13 protein-coding genes are annotated in these 16,800 nt (G+C 72.8%); 9 read left to right on the top strand and 4 right to left on the bottom strand.

What is annotated here, in order from left to right; genetic code table 11:
- Positions 1 to 308 precede the first annotated feature (308 nt).
- Entirely contained in the window at positions 309 to 3,035 is a 2,727-nt protein-coding gene (polA, locus tag ACZ4YY_RS01275; protein WP_468282158.1) for a DNA polymerase I, read from the top strand.
- Between the two features lie 163 nt (positions 3,036 to 3,198).
- On the opposite strand, the gene ACZ4YY_RS01270 is transcribed toward polA, so the two are convergent.
- Positions 3,199 to 4,059, bottom strand: coding sequence for a DUF4184 family protein (locus ACZ4YY_RS01270; protein ID WP_468282156.1), 861 nt, complete (start codon positions 4,057 to 4,059; stop codon positions 3,199 to 3,201).
- Positions 4,060 to 4,385: 326 nt separating this feature from the next.
- On the opposite strand from ACZ4YY_RS01270, the gene ACZ4YY_RS01265 reads away from it, so the two are divergent.
- The 3 genes from ACZ4YY_RS01265 (at position 4,386) to pgfA (ending at position 7,503) form a co-directional block, all read left to right on the top strand.
- Positions 4,386 to 6,203: a lytic transglycosylase domain-containing protein gene (locus ACZ4YY_RS01265; protein ID WP_468282154.1), complete on the top strand. Its 1,818-nt coding sequence runs from the start codon at positions 4,386 to 4,388 to the stop codon at positions 6,201 to 6,203.
- Positions 6,204 to 6,356: 153 nt separating this feature from the next.
- Complete coding sequence (locus ACZ4YY_RS01260) at positions 6,357 to 6,491, top strand: SPW_0924 family protein (RefSeq protein WP_264931533.1); 135 nt, start codon at positions 6,357 to 6,359, stop codon at positions 6,489 to 6,491.
- A gap of 19 nt (positions 6,492 to 6,510) precedes the next feature.
- The gene (gene pgfA, locus ACZ4YY_RS01255) at positions 6,511 to 7,503 is read left to right on the top strand and encodes a cell envelope lipid trafficking protein PgfA (RefSeq protein ID WP_468282152.1); all 993 of its coding nucleotides are present in this window, start codon (positions 6,511 to 6,513) and stop codon (positions 7,501 to 7,503) included.
- Here pgfA and hrpB read toward each other — a convergent pair.
- Together hrpB and ACZ4YY_RS01245 are read right to left on the bottom strand one after the other, a co-directional pair.
- Entirely contained in the window at positions 7,493 to 9,970 is a 2,478-nt protein-coding gene (gene hrpB / locus ACZ4YY_RS01250; RefSeq protein ID WP_468282150.1) for an ATP-dependent helicase HrpB, read from the bottom strand. The genes pgfA and hrpB overlap by 11 nt on opposite strands.
- A gap of 408 nt (positions 9,971 to 10,378) precedes the next feature.
- Positions 10,379 to 11,200: a class I SAM-dependent methyltransferase gene (locus ACZ4YY_RS01245; RefSeq protein WP_468283194.1), complete on the bottom strand. Its 822-nt coding sequence runs from the start codon at positions 11,198 to 11,200 to the stop codon at positions 10,379 to 10,381.
- Positions 11,201 to 11,579: 379 nt separating this feature from the next.
- Here ACZ4YY_RS01245 and rpsA point away from each other — a divergent pair, with 379 nt between their 5' ends.
- The 4 genes from rpsA to ACZ4YY_RS01225 all read left to right on the top strand — a co-directional run bounded on the left by rpsA (position 11,580) and on the right by ACZ4YY_RS01225 (position 15,430).
- Positions 11,580 to 13,073: a 30S ribosomal protein S1 gene (gene rpsA / locus ACZ4YY_RS01240; RefSeq protein ID WP_468282148.1), complete on the top strand. Its 1,494-nt coding sequence runs from the start codon at positions 11,580 to 11,582 to the stop codon at positions 13,071 to 13,073.
- A 267-nt stretch (positions 13,074 to 13,340) separates the two neighbouring features.
- Positions 13,341 to 14,279 carry a PAC2 family protein gene (locus ACZ4YY_RS01235; RefSeq protein ID WP_468282146.1) on the top strand — a complete coding sequence of 313 codons (939 nt, stop codon included), beginning with the start codon at positions 13,341 to 13,343 and terminating at the stop codon, positions 14,277 to 14,279.
- Between the two features lie 99 nt (positions 14,280 to 14,378).
- Positions 14,379 to 14,999, top strand: a complete 621-nt coding sequence (coaE, locus tag ACZ4YY_RS01230) for a dephospho-CoA kinase (protein WP_468282144.1) — start codon at positions 14,379 to 14,381, stop codon at positions 14,997 to 14,999.
- A 50-nt stretch (positions 15,000 to 15,049) separates the two neighbouring features.
- Positions 15,050 to 15,430 (top strand): tetratricopeptide repeat protein, encoded by a 381-nt coding sequence (locus tag ACZ4YY_RS01225; protein ID WP_468282142.1) that lies wholly within the window; start codon positions 15,050 to 15,052, stop codon positions 15,428 to 15,430.
- 117 nt (positions 15,431 to 15,547) lie between these two features.
- Here the strand turns inward: ACZ4YY_RS01225 and ACZ4YY_RS01220 are convergent, their stop codons facing one another.
- The gene (locus tag ACZ4YY_RS01220; protein WP_468282140.1) at positions 15,548 to 15,814 is read right to left on the bottom strand and encodes a DUF6343 family protein; all 267 of its coding nucleotides are present in this window, start codon (positions 15,812 to 15,814) and stop codon (positions 15,548 to 15,550) included.
- Positions 15,815 to 15,978: 164 nt separating this feature from the next.
- Between ACZ4YY_RS01220 and ACZ4YY_RS01215 the strand changes: the two genes are divergently transcribed.
- Positions 15,979 to 16,665 (top strand): class I SAM-dependent methyltransferase, encoded by a 687-nt coding sequence (locus ACZ4YY_RS01215; RefSeq protein WP_468282138.1) that lies wholly within the window; start codon positions 15,979 to 15,981, stop codon positions 16,663 to 16,665.
- Positions 16,666 to 16,800: the final 135 nt, after the last annotated feature.

Below are 16,800 nucleotides of genomic sequence, written 5' to 3'. Positions count from 1 at the left end.
GCGCTTGCGAGGCGGCACCGGGTCCGGGTCCGGGCCGTGTCCGCCTGACGGGGGGGCGGGTGCGAGCTGTGCCCGCCTGGCGTGGGGCCGGTCCGGGCCGTGTCCGCCCGGCCGGGGCGTTGCCGGTCCGCGCCGTGTCCGCAGGTGCGGGAGGCTCGCCCCCGGTCTCTGTAAGCGAGCCGTGCCTGCCGGGTGAGGGCCCCGGTCCGGGCCGGGTCTGCGCGGTGCGGGGGGTCGGGGGGCGGGCCGGGGCCGGGTCGGTGGCCGCGTGGATCCGAGTGTCAGTGGCTCGTGGCAGGATCGGGGACGTGGCAGAGACAGCATCGAAGACGACCGACCAGACCCCCGGCGACAACCGCCCGCGCCTGATGCTCATGGACGGGCACTCGCTGGCCTACCGCGCGTTCTTCGCGCTGCCCGCGGAGAACTTCACGACCGCGACCGGCCAGCCGACGAACGCGATCTACGGCTTCGCGTCGATGCTCGCCAACACCCTGCGTGACGAGGCGCCCACCCACTTCGCGGTGGCCTTCGACGTCTCCCGCAAGACCTGGCGCTCCGAGGAGTTCACCGAGTACAAGGCGAACCGCTCCAAGACCCCCGACGAGTTCAAGGGCCAGGTCGAGCTGATCGGCGAGCTGCTCGACGCCATGCACGTCCAGCGGTTCGCGGTCGACGGCTTCGAGGCCGACGACGTCATCGCCACGCTTGCCACCCAGGCCGAGGCCGAGGGCTTCGAGGTGCTGATCGTCACCGGCGACCGCGACTCCTTCCAGCTGGTCAGCGACCACACCACCGTGCTCTACCCGACCAAGGGCGTCTCGGAGCTGACCCGCTTCACCCCGGAGAAGGTGTTCGAGAAGTACGGGTTGACGCCCGCCCAGTACCCCGACTTCGCGGCGCTGCGCGGCGACCCCTCCGACAACCTCCCCGGCATCCCCGGCGTCGGCGAGAAGACGGCCGCGAAGTGGATCAACCAGTTCGGCTCGTTCGCGGAGCTGGTCGAGCGGGTCGAGGAGGTCAAGGGCAAGGCCGGGCAGAACCTCCGCGACCACCTGGAGTCCGTCAAGCTCAACCGCCGCCTGACGGAGATGGTCCGCACCGTCGAGCTGCCGAGGACCGTCACCGACCTGGAGCGTCTGCCGTACGACCGCAAGGCCGTCGCGATGGTCCTGGACACCTTGGAGATCAGGAACCCCTCGCTGCGCGAGCGGCTGCTCGCCGTCGACCCCGGCGGCGAGGAGGCCGGCCCCGCACCGGTCGTCGCGGCCGGCGTGGAGCTGGACGGCACGGTCCTCGGCGCGGGCGAGCTGACCGGCTGGCTCGCCGAGCACGGCACGGGCCCGCTCGGTGTCGCCACCGTCGACGCGTGGGCGCTGGGCACCGGCTCGGTCGCCGAGGTCGCCCTCGCCGCGGCCGGCGGGCCGGCGGCCTGGTTCGACCCGTCGGAGCTGGACGAGGGCGACGAGAACGCGTGGGCGGACTGGCTGGCCGCCGAGGACCGCCCCAAGGTGCTGCACGACGCCAAGGGCGCCATGCGCGTCTTCGCCGAGCACGGCTGGAGCGTCGCCGGTGTCTCCATGGACACCGCGCTCGCCGCCTACCTGGTCAAGCCGGGCCGCCGCTCCTTCGATCTGGACGCGCTGTCCCTGGAGTACCTGCACCGGGAGCTGGCCCCCGCCGCGGCGGCCGACGGCCAGCTCGCCTTCGGCGCGGACGACGGAGCCGAGGCCGAGGCCCTGATGGTGCAGGCCCGCGCGATCCTCGACCTGGGTGAGGCGTTCCGGGGCCGGCTGGAGGAGGTCGGCGCCGCGGACCTCCTCCAGGACATGGAGCTGCCCACCTCCGCCCTCCTCGCCCGCATGGAGCGGCACGGCATCGCGGCCGACCGCCCCCACCTGGAGGCCATGGAGCAGATGTTCGCCGGAGCCGTCCAGCAGGCGGTGAAGGAGGCGCACGAGGCCGCCGGGCACGAGTTCAACCTGGGCTCGCCCAAGCAGCTCCAGGAGGTCCTCTTCGGCGAGCTGGGACTGCCCAGGACCAAGAAGACGAAGACCGGCTACACCACGGACGCCGACGCGCTGGCCTGGCTCGCCACCCAGACGGACAACGAACTGCCGGTCATCATGCTCCGCCACCGCGAGCAGGCGAAGCTGCGCGTCACCGTCGAGGGACTGATCAAGACGATCGCCGCCGACGGCCGCATCCACACCACCTTCAACCAGACGGTCGCCGCGACCGGCCGTCTGTCGTCGACGGACCCGAACCTGCAGAACATCCCCGTCCGCACGGACGAGGGCCGCGCCATCCGACGCGGCTTCGTCGTCGGCGAGGGCTTCGAGTCGCTGATGACGGCCGACTACAGCCAGATCGAACTGCGCGTGATGGCCCACCTCTCCGAGGACGAGGGCCTGATCCGGGCGTTCACCTCCGGCGAGGACCTGCACACCACCGCGGCCTCCCAGGTATTCGGCGTCGAGCCCACCGCGGTGGACGCCGAGATGCGCCGCAAGATCAAGGCGATGTCGTACGGCCTGGCCTACGGGCTGTCGGCGTTCGGGCTGTCCCAGCAGCTGAACATCGAGGCGGGCGAGGCGCGTGCCCTGATGGACGCCTACTTCGAGCGCTTCGGCGGTGTCCGGGACTACCTGCGCCGCGCGGTCGACGAGGCCCGGGCGACCGGCTACACGGCGACCCTCTTCGGTCGCCGCCGCTACCTGCCCGACCTCAACAGCGACAACCGCCAGCGTCGCGAGGCGGCCGAGCGGATGGCCCTGAACGCGCCGATCCAGGGGACCGCCGCCGACATCGTCAAGATCGCGATGCTCAAGGTGGACCACGCCCTGCGGGCGGCAGGACTGCGGTCCCGCATGCTCCTCCAGGTGCACGACGAGATCGTCCTGGAGATCGCCCCGGGCGAGCGTGCGGCCGCGGAGGAACTGGTCCGCCGCGAGATGACCGCCGCCGTCCGGCTCAGGGCCCCGCTGGACGTCTCGGTGGGCGCGGGGGCGGACTGGGAGTCGGCGGCGCACTGACCCTCCGGGGGAGGACCGGACCGCCTCGGGCCGCCGGGCGTGAGCGGTGGGCCCCGTCTCCGGTCTCCGGGGAGCAGGGCCCCGTCGGCTCGTCGACCGACAGGGCGCGGAGCGGGTGGGCGGGGCGATCAGCGGGCGGTGGAGGGGGCGGGAGAACTCTCCCTCACCCGGCGTCACGCGAGGACGCGCCCACCCCCACCTCGTCCGCGCGCCGCCCGACCGCCGGGGCCGCCGGGCGCCGCACCCGTACCGCCACGGCGTACAGCAGCACCCCCAGGACCAGGCCGGCGCCCGCGCCGAAGCACAGGGTCGGGATGAGCTCGTAGGGCTCGGCCCGCGCGCCCCAGTACTCCCACCACCGCGTCGCCCGCCGGACGGCCGCGACCAGGGCGCAGCCGCCGATCAGCAGTGAGGCCCAGCACCGGTCCCGCGCGGACAGCACCGGCACGCCGGCCGGCTCGCCGGCGGGCGCTCGACGCAGCGCACGCGTGAGGAACGCGACGATCACCAGCGCGGCCACCGCGGAACCTCCGTACTGGAGGTACCAGTACAGGGGTGAGCCCGCGATCTCCTCGCCCAGCACCGGGAACAGCCGCATGCCCCACCGGTCGAGGTGGGTGAACGCGTCCCACACCACATGGGTCAGCGCGCCCAGCACGGCGGAGACGTACCACCACAGCAGCGCGGCCGGCCGGACGGCCGCGCGGGGCGCCCCGCAGCGCGTCAGGGCGGCCGTGCGGCCCTGCCGGGCGCGGGGCAGCAGTGCGACGAGCGGCTCGCGCACCAGCAGCCACAGCCCCACCAGCGCCCAGGCGAGGAGCACGTCGACGGTGAACACGCCCGCGAAGGAGTGGGTGACGTCACCGAACTCCATCGCCCCGGACAGGACACTTGCCGCGTAGTAGGTCATGTCGGGAGCGAAGGAACCGGCCACGAGCGCGGCCGGCACCAGCGGTCCGCGGCCGGTTCCGTCGGTGCGCAGTGCGGGCAGCACCGCTGCCGCATGGCTGAGGGTGAACGGCAACCGGGCTCCCGGGGACGGACGTTGCCGGGCCTGCGGCCCGAAGATCGACGGTGGCTCCAGTATGCGGGACGGAGTCCGAGCCCGGCCGTACGTGGCCACCGGGTGAATAGCGGGTACGAACGGGTGCCGGTGCAAAAGAAGTTGTCGTAGGGTCGCTGAGGCCGCCGTGTCGAAGGAGTGGTCGAACAACCGAACAGAACGACGCAAACCGCCCACGAGTGCAACCTTCGCGGTGCGTTGGTCGTCCCCACAGGGCGAGCAGAACAGAACACAGGCAACACAAGACGAAAACGGGCGCTCGAGTGTCCACGGGAGGGGTTCACTTCATGTCGGCGCATTTCGGCACCAGGCTGCGCAAGGGAGCTGTCAACACCACCGTGGCCGCGGTGGTCGTGGCGGCCCTCGCCGCCTCCCAGGCCCCGGACGTCACAGCAGGCAGCCAGGACGGACGGACCTCCGCCGACTCCCCGTCCGCCGACGCGGGCAGCACCGGCGACAGCGCCACCGGCAACTCGCCGTACTACACGGACCTGCCGCCGCTCAACAGCCCCCACCCCGCGCCGAGCGAGAGCGCCGCCACCACGCCGACCGGCACCGGCAGCACCGAGGCCGGCATCCCCGCCACCGTCCTGGACGCCTACAAGAAGGCCGAGGCCGCGCTCGCCTCCGCCAAGCCCGGCTGCCACCTGCCCTGGCAGCTGCTCGCCGCGATCGGCAAGGTCGAGTCGGGCCAGGCCCGCGGTGGTCGCGTCGCCGCCGACGGCACCACCCTCTCGCCGATCCTCGGCCCGGTCCTCAACGGCAACGGCTTCGCGCACATCAGCGACACCGACAACGGCGCCTTCGACGGTGACGCCACGTACGACCGCGCCGTCGGCCCCATGCAGTTCATCCCCTCCACCTGGGCTTGGGCTGGCCGCGACGGCAACGGCGACGGCAAGAAGAACCCCAACAACATCTACGACGCCGCGCTCGCCGCCGCCCACTACCTGTGCCGCAACAGCTGGGACATGGCGACCTCCTCCGGGCTGCGCAGGGCGATCCTCAGCTACAACAACTCCACGGAGTACTACAACACCGTCCGGTCGTGGATGGAGTACTACCGCAAGGGCACGCACGAGATCCCCGACGGCACCGGATCCCTGCCGTCCGACCGCAGCGACGACGGCACCGTCACCTCCCCCTCGTCGAGGCCCACCACGCCCACCGCGCCGACGACACCCACGACACCCACCACGCCCACCACGCCGTCCAAGCCGTCGACGCCGCCCGGGCCCACCACGCCGTCGAAGCCGACCACGCCCACCAGCCCGACGACGCCCACCACCCCGCCCCCGACGCCGACCGAGACGGTCGACCACCTCGAGGCCGCCGGCGCGACGAAGCTCACCGCCATGGCGGGCGACGCGTTCACCGAGAGGGTCAGCGCCCGCGCCGAGACAGCCACCGGACAGGCCGTCGCCAAGGTCAGGATCCGCTTCACCGTCATCGGCTCCACCGACGCCGCCTTCGCCGGCGGTGAGAACGTCGCCACGGTCGTCACCGACGCCAAGGGCGTCGCCGTCGCCCCCGCTCTCCGGGCGGGCGAGGCGACCGGCTCCTTCACCGTCCGCGCCACCGTCGTCGGACGCGTGATCGGCGGCCTCGACTACACGGCCACCGTCACCGAACGCGCCGCCGACGCCCTCGCCCGCACCGGCACCACCGCACCGACCTGCGTCGCCGGCGGCCAGTTCGCAGCCCCGGTCGAGGTCAGGGCGACGTACAAGGGCGCCGTCGCCGACAGGGTCGCGGCCACCGCCACCCTCGTGAAGGCGGCCGGCGACGCGACCGCCAACGACAAGGGCCCCTACTTCAAGGACGCCGCCGGCAACCCGGTCCGCACCCTGACGGGCCTCGAGACCGACAGCAACGGCCTGCTGAAGCTCCCCCAGCTCTACGCCGACGACACCGCCGGCACGTTCCTGCTGCGCATCACCGCCGCGGGGGGAGCCACGCTCACCGTCGAACTGACCGTCACTCAGGCCCCGTCCTCCTCGCCGGACCCGTCGGAGAGCCCCTCCGGAACCCCTTCCGAAAGCCCGTCGGGGAGCCCCTCGAGCACGTCCACGAGCCCCTCCGAGTCGGCGACGACCGGCTCGTAACCCACCCGCGCACCACGGCGGCGCCCCGCTCCGGCCGAGCGGGGCGCCGCCGTCGTGTGCGACGTGTTCCCTTCTCACGCGCCCGTTGCTACGGTGCCCGACCTGACGGATCATCAGTTCACCGTGGTCGCCGCACCGCACCGGGAGGCCCGTATGCGCGCCCTGATCGCCGCCGCGACCGGCCTCGCCGTCGCGCTCGCCCTGGTGCTCACGCTCACCGCCCTGGGCACCCCCACGGGCCGGACCTCCCCGAAACCGCTGCTGACGACGGTGCCCGCACACCCGTGACCCCCGGCAGGAGGCCGAGATGCGCCGCAAGGCCAGTCTGATCCTGCTCGCCCTCGCCGTGTTCTGCGCGGCGCTGTCCCCGCTGCTGCGCTGGTACGCCTTCCCCCGCCTGGCGAAGGTCCCGGCCGACGCCTACCAGACCATGGTCCTGGAGGCCCGCGACGCCACCCTCCTCGACTACGGCACCATGACCGCCCGCAAGGTTCCCAAGGTCACCATCGTGCAGACCCTCAAGGGCAACGTGGAGGCCTCCGAGCGCATCGAGGAGACGGCGGGACGCGACGTCGTCGTCTGGGACGGCCTGTCCTACGTCCAGGGACCCGACGGGAAGATGGTCTCCAAGGTCCCCGAGCGCTACATCTTCGACGCCCACACCCAGGAACCCGTGCACGCCACCGGCGAGACGGTCGACGGCGACCCGGTCCGCCGGGACGGCCTGGAGTTCAAGTGGCCCTTCCTGACCGAGAAACGCGACTACGAGTACTTCGACGCCCAGGCCCGCGTCACGGCCCCCATCCACTACCGCGGCACCCGCACCTTCCGGGGCGTGGAGGTCTACTACTTCGAGCAGACCATCCCCTGGACCCGGGTCCCCATGCCCAGAACCATGCCCGTCCGGGGCATCACCCCCGAGACCGTCGCCGCCACCGGCACCACCCGCTGGTACACCACCGTCCGCCGATTCTGGGTCGAACCGCTCACCGGCGCCCCCGTCTACGGCGAGGAGATCCACCGGGAGGAACTGCGCGGCGGCACCCTGCTCGGCGACCGCGCCGAGGTGACGGCCTTCGCCGGACACGTGAAGATGCGCGAGGACTACATCGACCACACGGTCGCCCTCGTCAAGTCGAACCGCACCCTGGTCCTGCTGATGACGTCCTGGCTGCCGTGGGGCTTCCTGCTCCTGGGCACCCTGCTGCTGACCCTCTCCCTGTGGCTGGAGGCCCGCGGCCGCCGCCCGGCCGGCCCGGAGCCCACCGAACCGGCCGAACCACGACCGGTCACCGCCTGAGCCGCGCGTTGGTGTGCCGGGTCGGCTCCGCGCCCGCCGGGTCCTCCGGCCACGGATGCTTCGGATACCGGCCCCGCAGCTCCGCCCGCACGCCCCGGTAGCCGTCCCTCCAGAAGGAGGCGAGATCGGCGGTGACCGCCGCCGGCCGCCCGGCCGGGGACAGCAGGTGCACCAGCAACGGCACACCCGCCACGCGCGGCGACTCCTGGAGCCCGAACATCTCCTGGAGCTTCACCGCGAGGACCGGCCGCTCGGGGTCGGCGTAGTCGACCGGGATCCCGGACCCGCTCGGCACCGTGATCCGCTCCGGCGCCAGCTCGTCCAGCCGGGCCGCCTCGCCCGAGGTCCACGGCAGCAGCCGGCCGAGCGCCTGCCCGGCGTCGATCCGCGCGAGATCGGCACGCCGCCGCGCCCGGCCCAGTTCCGGCTCCAACCAGTCCTCCACGCGCGCGTACAGCCCCGCGTCGGACACGTCGGGCCAGGGCTCCCCGAGGTGCAGACGCAAGAACGCCAGCCGCTGCCGCAGGACCTCCGCGCCGGGCGACCAGCGCAACACCCCGAGCCCCTCCTGCCGCAACCCCTCGAGCAACGCCTCCCGTACGCGCACGGGGTCGGCGTCCCGCAACGGACGCGCCGCCAGCTCCACCGCCCCCAGCCGCTCCACCCGCCGCGCGACGACGTCCCCGCCGGCCCAGTGGACCTCCTCGCGCGCGTCGAGCAGCGGCGCCGCCGCACGCCGGGCGACCTCCTCGTCCACGACCGCCGCGAGCTGCACGCGCGCGTGCCCCTTGCCCACGGGCCGGTCGGCGACGGCGACCGCGAGCCAGGGCGAGCCACGCAGGGCGGAACCCTCACCGAGTTCGGCGCGGGTCCCGGACGCCATGAGATACGAGCCGCCGTCGGCCCGGGCGAGCCGCTCGGGGAACGCCAGAGCCGCGACGAGCCCGACGACCCGGTCACCGGGCGGATCGGCGACGTCCGCCGCGACGAGCGCCCGCAGCCGCCGCACCTCCGCCCGCCACCGCACCGCATAGGCGTCACCGCCCCGTCGCGCGGCCCGCAGCGCCGCGGCGAGGTCGTCCCCGTACCCGCGCGGTGCCTCCTCGCTCAGCAGCGCCACCACCTCGGCCCCCTCGCCGGAGGTGTCCAGCAGCGCCCGCCCCAGCCGCGGGTGCAGCCCCAGCCGGGCCAGCCGCGCACCCCGCTCGGTGGCCCGCCCGTCGGCGTCCACCGCCCCGATCGCCGTCAGCAGCGCCCGCGCCGCCGCCATCGCCCCGCCGGGCGGCGGGTCCAGCAACGCCAGCCCGGAGGCGTCGGGGTCGCCCCAGCAGGCCGCCTGCAGGGCGAACGCGGTCAGGTCGGCCACCTTGATCTCGGGGGCCGGGAACCGCGGCAGACGCGCGTCCTCCGCCTCCGTCCAGCACCGGTACACCACGCCCGGCGCCTCACGCCCGGCCCGCCCCGCCCGCTGCCGCCCGGCTGCCTGCGAGGCCCGCACCGTCGCCAGCGCGCTCAACCCGCGCGCGTGGTCCACCCGCGGCTCGCGCGCCAGCCCCGAGTCGACGACCACCCGCACCCCGGGCACCGTCAGGGACGACTCCGCGACCGAGGTGGCCAGCACCACCCGGCGCCGCTCGGCGGGCGCCAGCACCGCGTCCTGCACGGCCGCCGGCGCCCGCCCGTGCACCTGGAGCACGTCCACGCCGTCCAGGTCGCCGAGCTGCCCCGCCACCCGGGCGATCTCCCCGACGCCGGGCAGGAAGCACAGCACGTCCCCCGGCCGCTCGGCCAGCGCCCGCCGCACCACCGACGCCACGTGCGCCAGCAGCGCCGGATCGACCCACATGCCGTGCGGCGGCCGTACGGGACGCGGCGGGGGCGCCCAGACCACGTCGACGCCGTACGAGGCGCCGCGCGCCTCCACCACGGGCGCCCCGCCCAGCAGCCGCGCCCAGCCCTGCGTGTCGGTCGTCGCCGAGGCGGCCACCAGCCGCAGCTCCGGCCGCAGCGTCTCGCGCACGTCCCAGAGGAAGGCGGCCGCCGTGTCCGCGTCCAGATGCCGTTCGTGGCACTCGTCCAGCACCACCACGTCGACGCCGGACAGCTCCTGGTCGCGCTGGAGCCGTTGCAGCAGCACACCGGTCGTGACGACCTCCACGCGCGCGTGCCGCCCGACGACCCGCTCCCCGCGCACGGTGTACCCGACGCTCGCCCCGGGCTTCTCGCCCAGCAGCCACGCCATCCGCCGCGCCGCGGCCCGCGCCGCGATCCGCCGCGGCTCCGCCACGACCACCCGGCGCGCCGGTCCCCCGCCCACCAGCCCCGCCAGCGCGAGCGGCACCAGCGTCGTCTTGCCCGTGCCGGGCGGCGCGGCCAGCACGGCGGTCCCGCGGCCGTCCAGGGCGTCGTTCAGGGCGGGCAGGGCGGTGCGCACGGGCAGCGCGTCCAGGGCGTCGTCACGGATCACGCCCCCAGTGTCGTACGCCGGGAAGACGCTTCACGCGCGCGTGAAGAAGCAGGGGGTGCGTGATCGCGCGAACGAGCCGGCAGGGGGTGCTTGAGCGGAGGCCTGAGGAAACCGGGGTGCGTGATCGTCCGCGTGCTTGAGGAAGCAGGGGTGCGCGATCGTCCGCCTGAGCCGGCAGGGGTGCGCGATCGTGCGCGTGCGTGAGGAAGCGGGGCTGCCCGGTCCCGGCATCACCACGCGTGCGTGCGCAGAGGTGCGGCTGCGGCGCCGAAGCCGGCGTGGGCTCCGGTCACCGCCACGCGCGCGTGCGCAGGGAGTGCGGGGGTGCCGACGGCACCGCGCTGCCGGCGGACGTGGCCGCCCACTCCCGTGCGGTGCGGACGGCCGCCGGCGATCCTGCCGGGCCCGCTAGTCCCGCTCGCAGACGAAGATCGCCGTGCCCGGGACGAGGTTGCCGCGCAGCGGCGACCAGCCGCCCCACTCCGAGGTGTTCCAGGACGGCCACTCCGGCTCGACCAGGTCCACCAGCCGGAAGTCCGCCGCCACGACGTCGCGGACGCGGTCGCCGAGCGTGCGATGGTGCTCGACGTACACCGCGCGGCCCTCCTCGTCCTGCTCGACGTAGGGCGTGCGGTCGAAGTAGGACGACGCCACCGACAGGCCCTCGGGTCCCGGCTCGTCCGGGAACGCCCAGCGGATCGGATGCGTCACCGAGAACACGAAGCGGCCGCCCGGGCGCAGCACTCGGCGCACCTCCTTCAGCACCAGTACGGGGTCGGCGACGAAGGGCAGCGCCCCGTACGCCGAGCACGCCAGGTCGAAGGAGGCGTCCGCGAAGGGCAGCGCGCCGGCGTCGGCGCACACCAGGGGGAACGACCCGCCGATGCGCAGCGCGTGCTGGAGCTGGCGGTGGGAGAGGTCCAGGGCGACCGGACGGGCCCCCTGGGCGGCCAGCCAGCGGGAGCACTGGGCGGCCCCGGCGCCGATCTCCAGGACGTCCCTGCCCTTGAGGTCCTCGGCCGGGCCGAGCAGCTCGGCCTCCAACTCGTCAAGACCCTCGGGACACCACACGAAGCGGTCGTCGCCGAGGAAGGTGCCGTGCTCGATCTGGTACTCGTCCGCGTTGCGGTCCCACCAGCCACGGTTGGCGCGGGCGCTCTCCGTGACGCCGGCGTCGCGGCGGGTGGCCTCCGGCTCGAAGTCCGGCCGGGGCGATACGGGCTCTTGGATGACCGGCTCCCTCGTCGTACTCTTCCGTCCAACCCGCCCCGGCGGTGTCGCTCAGGTGTCCACCGGGGGGTTTCCCGCGGCCTGTGGGGCCTCGAGGGACACGATGTGTGCCGGGAATGGGGTGATCCGCCCCGGGTGTGCGCCTTCGCGCATTGACCCTGCCCGGCTGCCCCCGTATGCTACAAGTTGCGCTGCGGGCCTGCGCACCTCAGACGTAGCAGGCTGCGCTCGCATCTGTTGTATGTCCCCTCGGTTGTCGAGGCGCCATCACCGGTTTCGGTGGGCGCTTCCTTGGCTGTCCGGCTTCTGCAGAGCGAAACGGGCTCCCGGCGTAAGCAGTACCTACGACTTCAATGTCCGTACCGGAGCCCTTTCCCACATGACGAGCAGCACCGAGACCACCGCCACCACCCCGCAGGTAGCGGTCAACGACATCGGTAACGAGGAAGCTTTCCTCGCCGCGATCGACGAGACGATCAAGTACTTCAACGACGGCGACATCGTCGACGGCGTCATCGTGAAGGTCGACCGGGACGAGGTCCTGCTCGACATCGGTTACAAGACCGAAGGCGTCATCCCGAGCCGAGAGCTCTCGATCAAGCACGACGTCGACCCCAACGAGGTCGTCGCCGTCGGTGACGAGATCGAGGCCCTTGTTCTCCAGAAGGAGGACAAGGAAGGCCGCCTGATCCTCTCGAAGAAGCGCGCCCAGTACGAGCGTGCCTGGGGCACCATCGAGAAGATCAAGGAAGAGGACGGGATCGTCACCGGTACCGTCATCGAGGTTGTCAAGGGTGGTCTCATCCTCGACATCGGCCTCCGTGGCTTCCTCCCGGCCTCCCTGGTCGAGATGCGTCGCGTCCGCGACCTTCAGCCCTACGTGGGCAAGGAGCTCGAGGCCAAGATCATCGAGCTGGACAAGAACCGCAACAACGTGGTCCTGTCCCGCCGTGCCTGGCTGGAGCAGACCCAGTCCGAGGTCCGCCAGACGTTCCTCACGACCCTGCAGAAGGGTCAGGTCCGCTCCGGTGTGGTCTCCTCGATCGTCAACTTCGGTGCCTTCGTGGACCTGGGTGGCGTCGACGGTCTGGTCCACGTCTCCGAGCTGTCCTGGAAGCACATCGACCACCCCTCCGAGGTCGTCGAGGTCGGCCAGGAGGTCACGGTCGAGGTCCTCGACGTCGACATGGACCGCGAGCGCGTCTCCCTGTCGCTGAAGGCGACCCAGGAAGACCCGTGGCAGCAGTTCGCCCGCACCCACCAGATCGGCCAGGTCGTGCCCGGCAAGGTCACGAAGCTGGTTCCGTTCGGTGCGTTCGTCCGCGTGGACGAGGGCATCGAGGGTCTGGTCCACATCTCCGAGCTGGCCGAGCGCCACGTGGAGATCCCGGAGCAGGTCGTCCAGGTCAACGACGAGATCTTCGTCAAGGTCATCGACATCGACCTCGAGCGTCGTCGCATCAGCCTCTCGCTGAAGCAGGCCAACGAGTCCTTCGGTACCGACCCGGCCTCGGTCGAGTTCGACCCGACCCTGTACGGCATGGCCGCGTCCTACGACGACCAGGGCAACTACATCTACCCCGAGGGCTTCGACCCCGAGACCAACGACTGGCTCGAGGGCTACGAGAAGCAGCGCGAGGAGTGGGAGCGCCAGTACGCCGAGGCGCAGAACCGCTTCGAGCAGCACCAGCAGCAGGTCATCAAGTCCCGCGAGGCCGACGCCGCTGCTGCGGCCGAGGGTGGCGAGGCTGCGGCTCCGGCCGCGTCCGGTGGCGGCTCGTACTCCTCCGAGGGCGCGGACACCTCCGGTGCGCTCGCCTCGGACGAGGCGCTGGCCGCGCTGCGCGAGAAGCTGGCCGGTGGCCAGAGCTGAAGCTAGCCGCTGAGGCTTAGCCGCTTCACCGAGGGCCCGCACCTTTCGAGGTGCGGGCCCTCTGTGCTGCCCGTGCCCCTCTGTGCTGCCCGTGCCCCTCGGTGCTGCCCGTGCCCCTCGGTGCTGACCGGGACCGCGCCCGGGCCGTCGCTGTCGCCGGGTGCAGGGCCGTGCTTCCTCGAAAGTCACCTGATCAAGGACGTGGGGGTGGGAATGCCCGCGCCTCCACGCTCGTTGAGATGGGGGAACACGAGGGGAGCGGTCCAAGTGCTTGATCCGCAGGGTTTGTACGCATGGGAGCCGAAGGGGCTGGCCGTCGTCGACATGGCGTTGGCCCAGGAGTCGGCCGGTCTTGTCATGCTCTACCACTTCGACGGATACATCGACGCGGGGGAAACCGGCGACCAGATCGTCGACAGGCTCCTCGACGCGCTGCCCCACCAGGTCGTGGCACGCTTCGACCACGACCGGCTGGTGGACTACCGCGCCCGCCGTCCGCTGCTGACCTTCAAGCGCGACCGGTGGGCCGACTACGAGGAGCCGGCCATCGAGGTGCGGTTCGTCCAGGACGCCACCGGCGCACCCTTCCTGCTGCTCTCCGGCCCCGAGCCGGACGTGGAGTGGGAGCGCTTCGCCGCCGCCGTGCGACAGATCGTGGAGAGACTCGGCGTCCGCCTGTCCGTGAACTTCCACGGCATCCCCATGGGCGTCCCGCACACCCGCCCGGTGGGCATCACCCCGCACGGCAACCGCACGGACCTCGTCCCGGTCCACCGCAGCCCCTTCGACGAGGCCCAGGTCCCCGGCAGCGCCGAGGCCCTCGTCGAGTACCGCCTCATGGACGCCGGCCACGACGTCCTGGGTGTCGCCGCGCACGTCCCCCACTACATCGCCCGCTCCGCCTACCCGGACGCTGCCCTGACCGTCCTGGAGGCCATCACGGCCGCCACCGGGCTGGTCCTGCCCGGCATCGCGCACTCCCTGCGCACCGAGGCGCACCGCACCCAGACCGAGATCGACCGCCAGATCCAGGAGGGCGACGAGGAGCTCACCGCCCTGGTCCAGGGCCTGGAGCACCAGTACGACGCCGCGGCGGGCGCCGAGACCCGCGGCAACATGCTCGCCGAGCCGGCGGACATCCCGTCGGCGGACGAGATCGGGCGCGAGTTCGAGAAGTTCCTGGCGGAGCGGGAGGGGGAGGGCTGACGCGCTCCCTGCGGGAGGGGGAGACTGACGAGCCCGGCGAGGGACGGGTTTCCCGCCCGGGCGGGTGCGCCGTCACCGGCAGGGCCTAAGCTTCCGCTCATGCTGACAGTGGGCCTGACCGGCGGGATCGGCGCCGGCAAGAGCGAGGTGTCGCGGCTGCTGGTCGCGTGCGGAGCCGTCCTGATCGACGCCGACCGCATCGCCCGCGAGGTCGTGGCGCCCGGGACGCCGGGCCTCACGGCGGTCGTCGAGGCCTTCGGCGACAGCGTCCTCGCCGAGGACGGCAGCCTGGACCGTCCGCGTCTGGGCTCCATCGTCTTCGCCGACCCGGACAAGCTCGCCGTCCTCAACGCCATCGTGCACCCGCTGGTCGGCGCCCGCTCCCGGGAACTGGAGTCGGCCGCCCCCGACGACGCCGTCGTCGTCCACGACGTCCCCCTCCTCACCGAGAACGGCCTCGCACCCCTCTACGACGTCGTCGTGGTCGTCGACGCCGCTCCCGAAACCCAGCTGGACCGGCTCGTCCGGCTGCGTGGCATGACCGAGGAGGACGCGCGTGCGCGGATGGAGGCGCAGGCCACCCGGGAGAAGCGCCGGGAGATCGCGGACATCGTGATCGACAACGACGTACCGCTGGCGGAGCTGGAGCAACGCGTGCGGGACGTGTGGGCGGAGCTGGCCCGACGGGCCCGTGGGGCGGGGGAGCCCTCGGGGGAATAGCGCCTGCGGCCGCGCGCGTTGAACGCTTCCAGCAAGGGAAGGATTTTTCCGTGCCCGATACCAGCGGTTCGACCGGACGTACTCCCGAGACGCACGTCATCGACTTCCGTGCCGCGGAGCAACTGCTCGCCGCACGGGACCCGCGGGGCGCGGTGAAGCTGCTCGACGGTGTCATCGCCGCGCATCCCGAGAACACCGCGGCGCGTCTGCTGCGTGCGCGTGCCTTCTTCGCCGCCGCGCAACTGCGGCCCGCGGAGCTGGAGTTCACGATCGTCCTGGAGCGCGAGCCGGACAACGCGTTCGCGCACTTCGCGCTCGCCCGCACCTACGAGCGGCAGGGGCGCGCCGACCAGGCCAAGCGTCACTTCCGTCTCGCCGCCGCACTGGACCCGAACCCGCAGTACCTGAAGGCGGCGCGGTTCGACTCCTGAGCGCCTCGATCCGGTGGCGATCCGGTCGGCACGAGCAGCCACTGCCATGAGCGGCCAGTCGCCAGGCGGTTCCGGTCCGCAGCCGCGTCCTGATCGGTGACGCGCCGGGCGTGGTGGTCACCGGTGGGGGCGTTCCGGCGGCTCGTACGGCGGAACGTCGCGGCCCGGTTGGTAGTGCGGGCCCTGCCGGAGGTGCCGGACGATCATGGCGAGGTCGGCGGTGACGACCAGCCACAGCACCCCGCAGGCGATGGCCCAGCCGGTTCGGCCGGCGGCGGCGAACGCGGCGGTCCCGCAGACCGCCCAGACCCCTCCCCAGACGCTCAGCCAGAGACGGACCCGCAGCGCGCTGCGTGCCGTCGTCGGCTCACTGCCCGTACGCATTCCGGCTCACCACTCCTCCTCTGCAACGTACTCCTCGGCTGACCGGGGGGCGAAGTTTGAGCGAACGCTCGTTCCCTTATGACTTTGTCGCTCGAACGGGTGAACCGGTCGAGGGTGCGGAACGGTCGGTCGCCGGCGTCCGTTCGACGGGCATGAGGCTTGACATGCGAGAGGGATACGAGGGAACGGGTCCCGGTGCGATCACCCCGGACGGCTGCGCGGTCGAGCTCTACAGCCGCCTGCCGTTGAACGGCGAGCCGGACGTCATCTCGGCGGCGGTGCCCGCCGGCGCGCACATCCTGGAGCTGGGCAGCGGCGTGGGCCGCATGACCCACGCCCTCCTGGAGCGGGGCTTCACCGTCACGGCGGTGGACGAGTCGGCCGAGATGCTGGAGCGCGTCCGCGGTGCGCGCACGGTACTCAGCCGCATCGAGGACCTCGACCTGGGGGGCGAGACGTTCGACGTGGTGATGCTCGCGTCGTTCCTCGTGCACACCGGGGACGTCGAGGTGCGGCGGGGCATGCTGCGCGCCTGCGCCCGGCATGTCGCCGAGGGCGGGTACGTGTTGCTCCAGCGCGAGGGGGATGACTACCACACCGATCTGCCGCGCGAGCGCGTCGACCCCAGCGGCTTCACCGTGCGGATGCTGTCGTCGGAGCCGGTGGGCGACGGCGTCCACTCGGTGCGCGCGGAGTACGTGTTCCCGGACGCGATATGGACGCAGACGTTCCGCGCCCGGCCGCTGACCGCGGAACAGTTCGAGGAGGCGTTGGCGGAAGCGGGGCTGAGAGTGGACCGGTACCTGACGCCCGATCGGATCTGGGTGCGGGCGGTGGCCGTGGGGGAGTAGGCCGGCGACGCGGTGTCACGGCTCGGGGAGGAGTGGGACGGCCCGCGTCGGAACGGTTTCGCGGCGGGCGGTCCGTGCCGAGGCGGGTCGGGGCGAGGCGGTCCGGCGGTCCGGGCGGAGGCGGTTCGCGGAGGG

The sequence above is a fragment of the Streptomyces sp. NPDC030143 genome (assembly GCF_055573695.1).
Note: the sequence above shows the minus strand (reverse complement) of the source record. Positions and strands in the feature narration are given on the sequence as shown.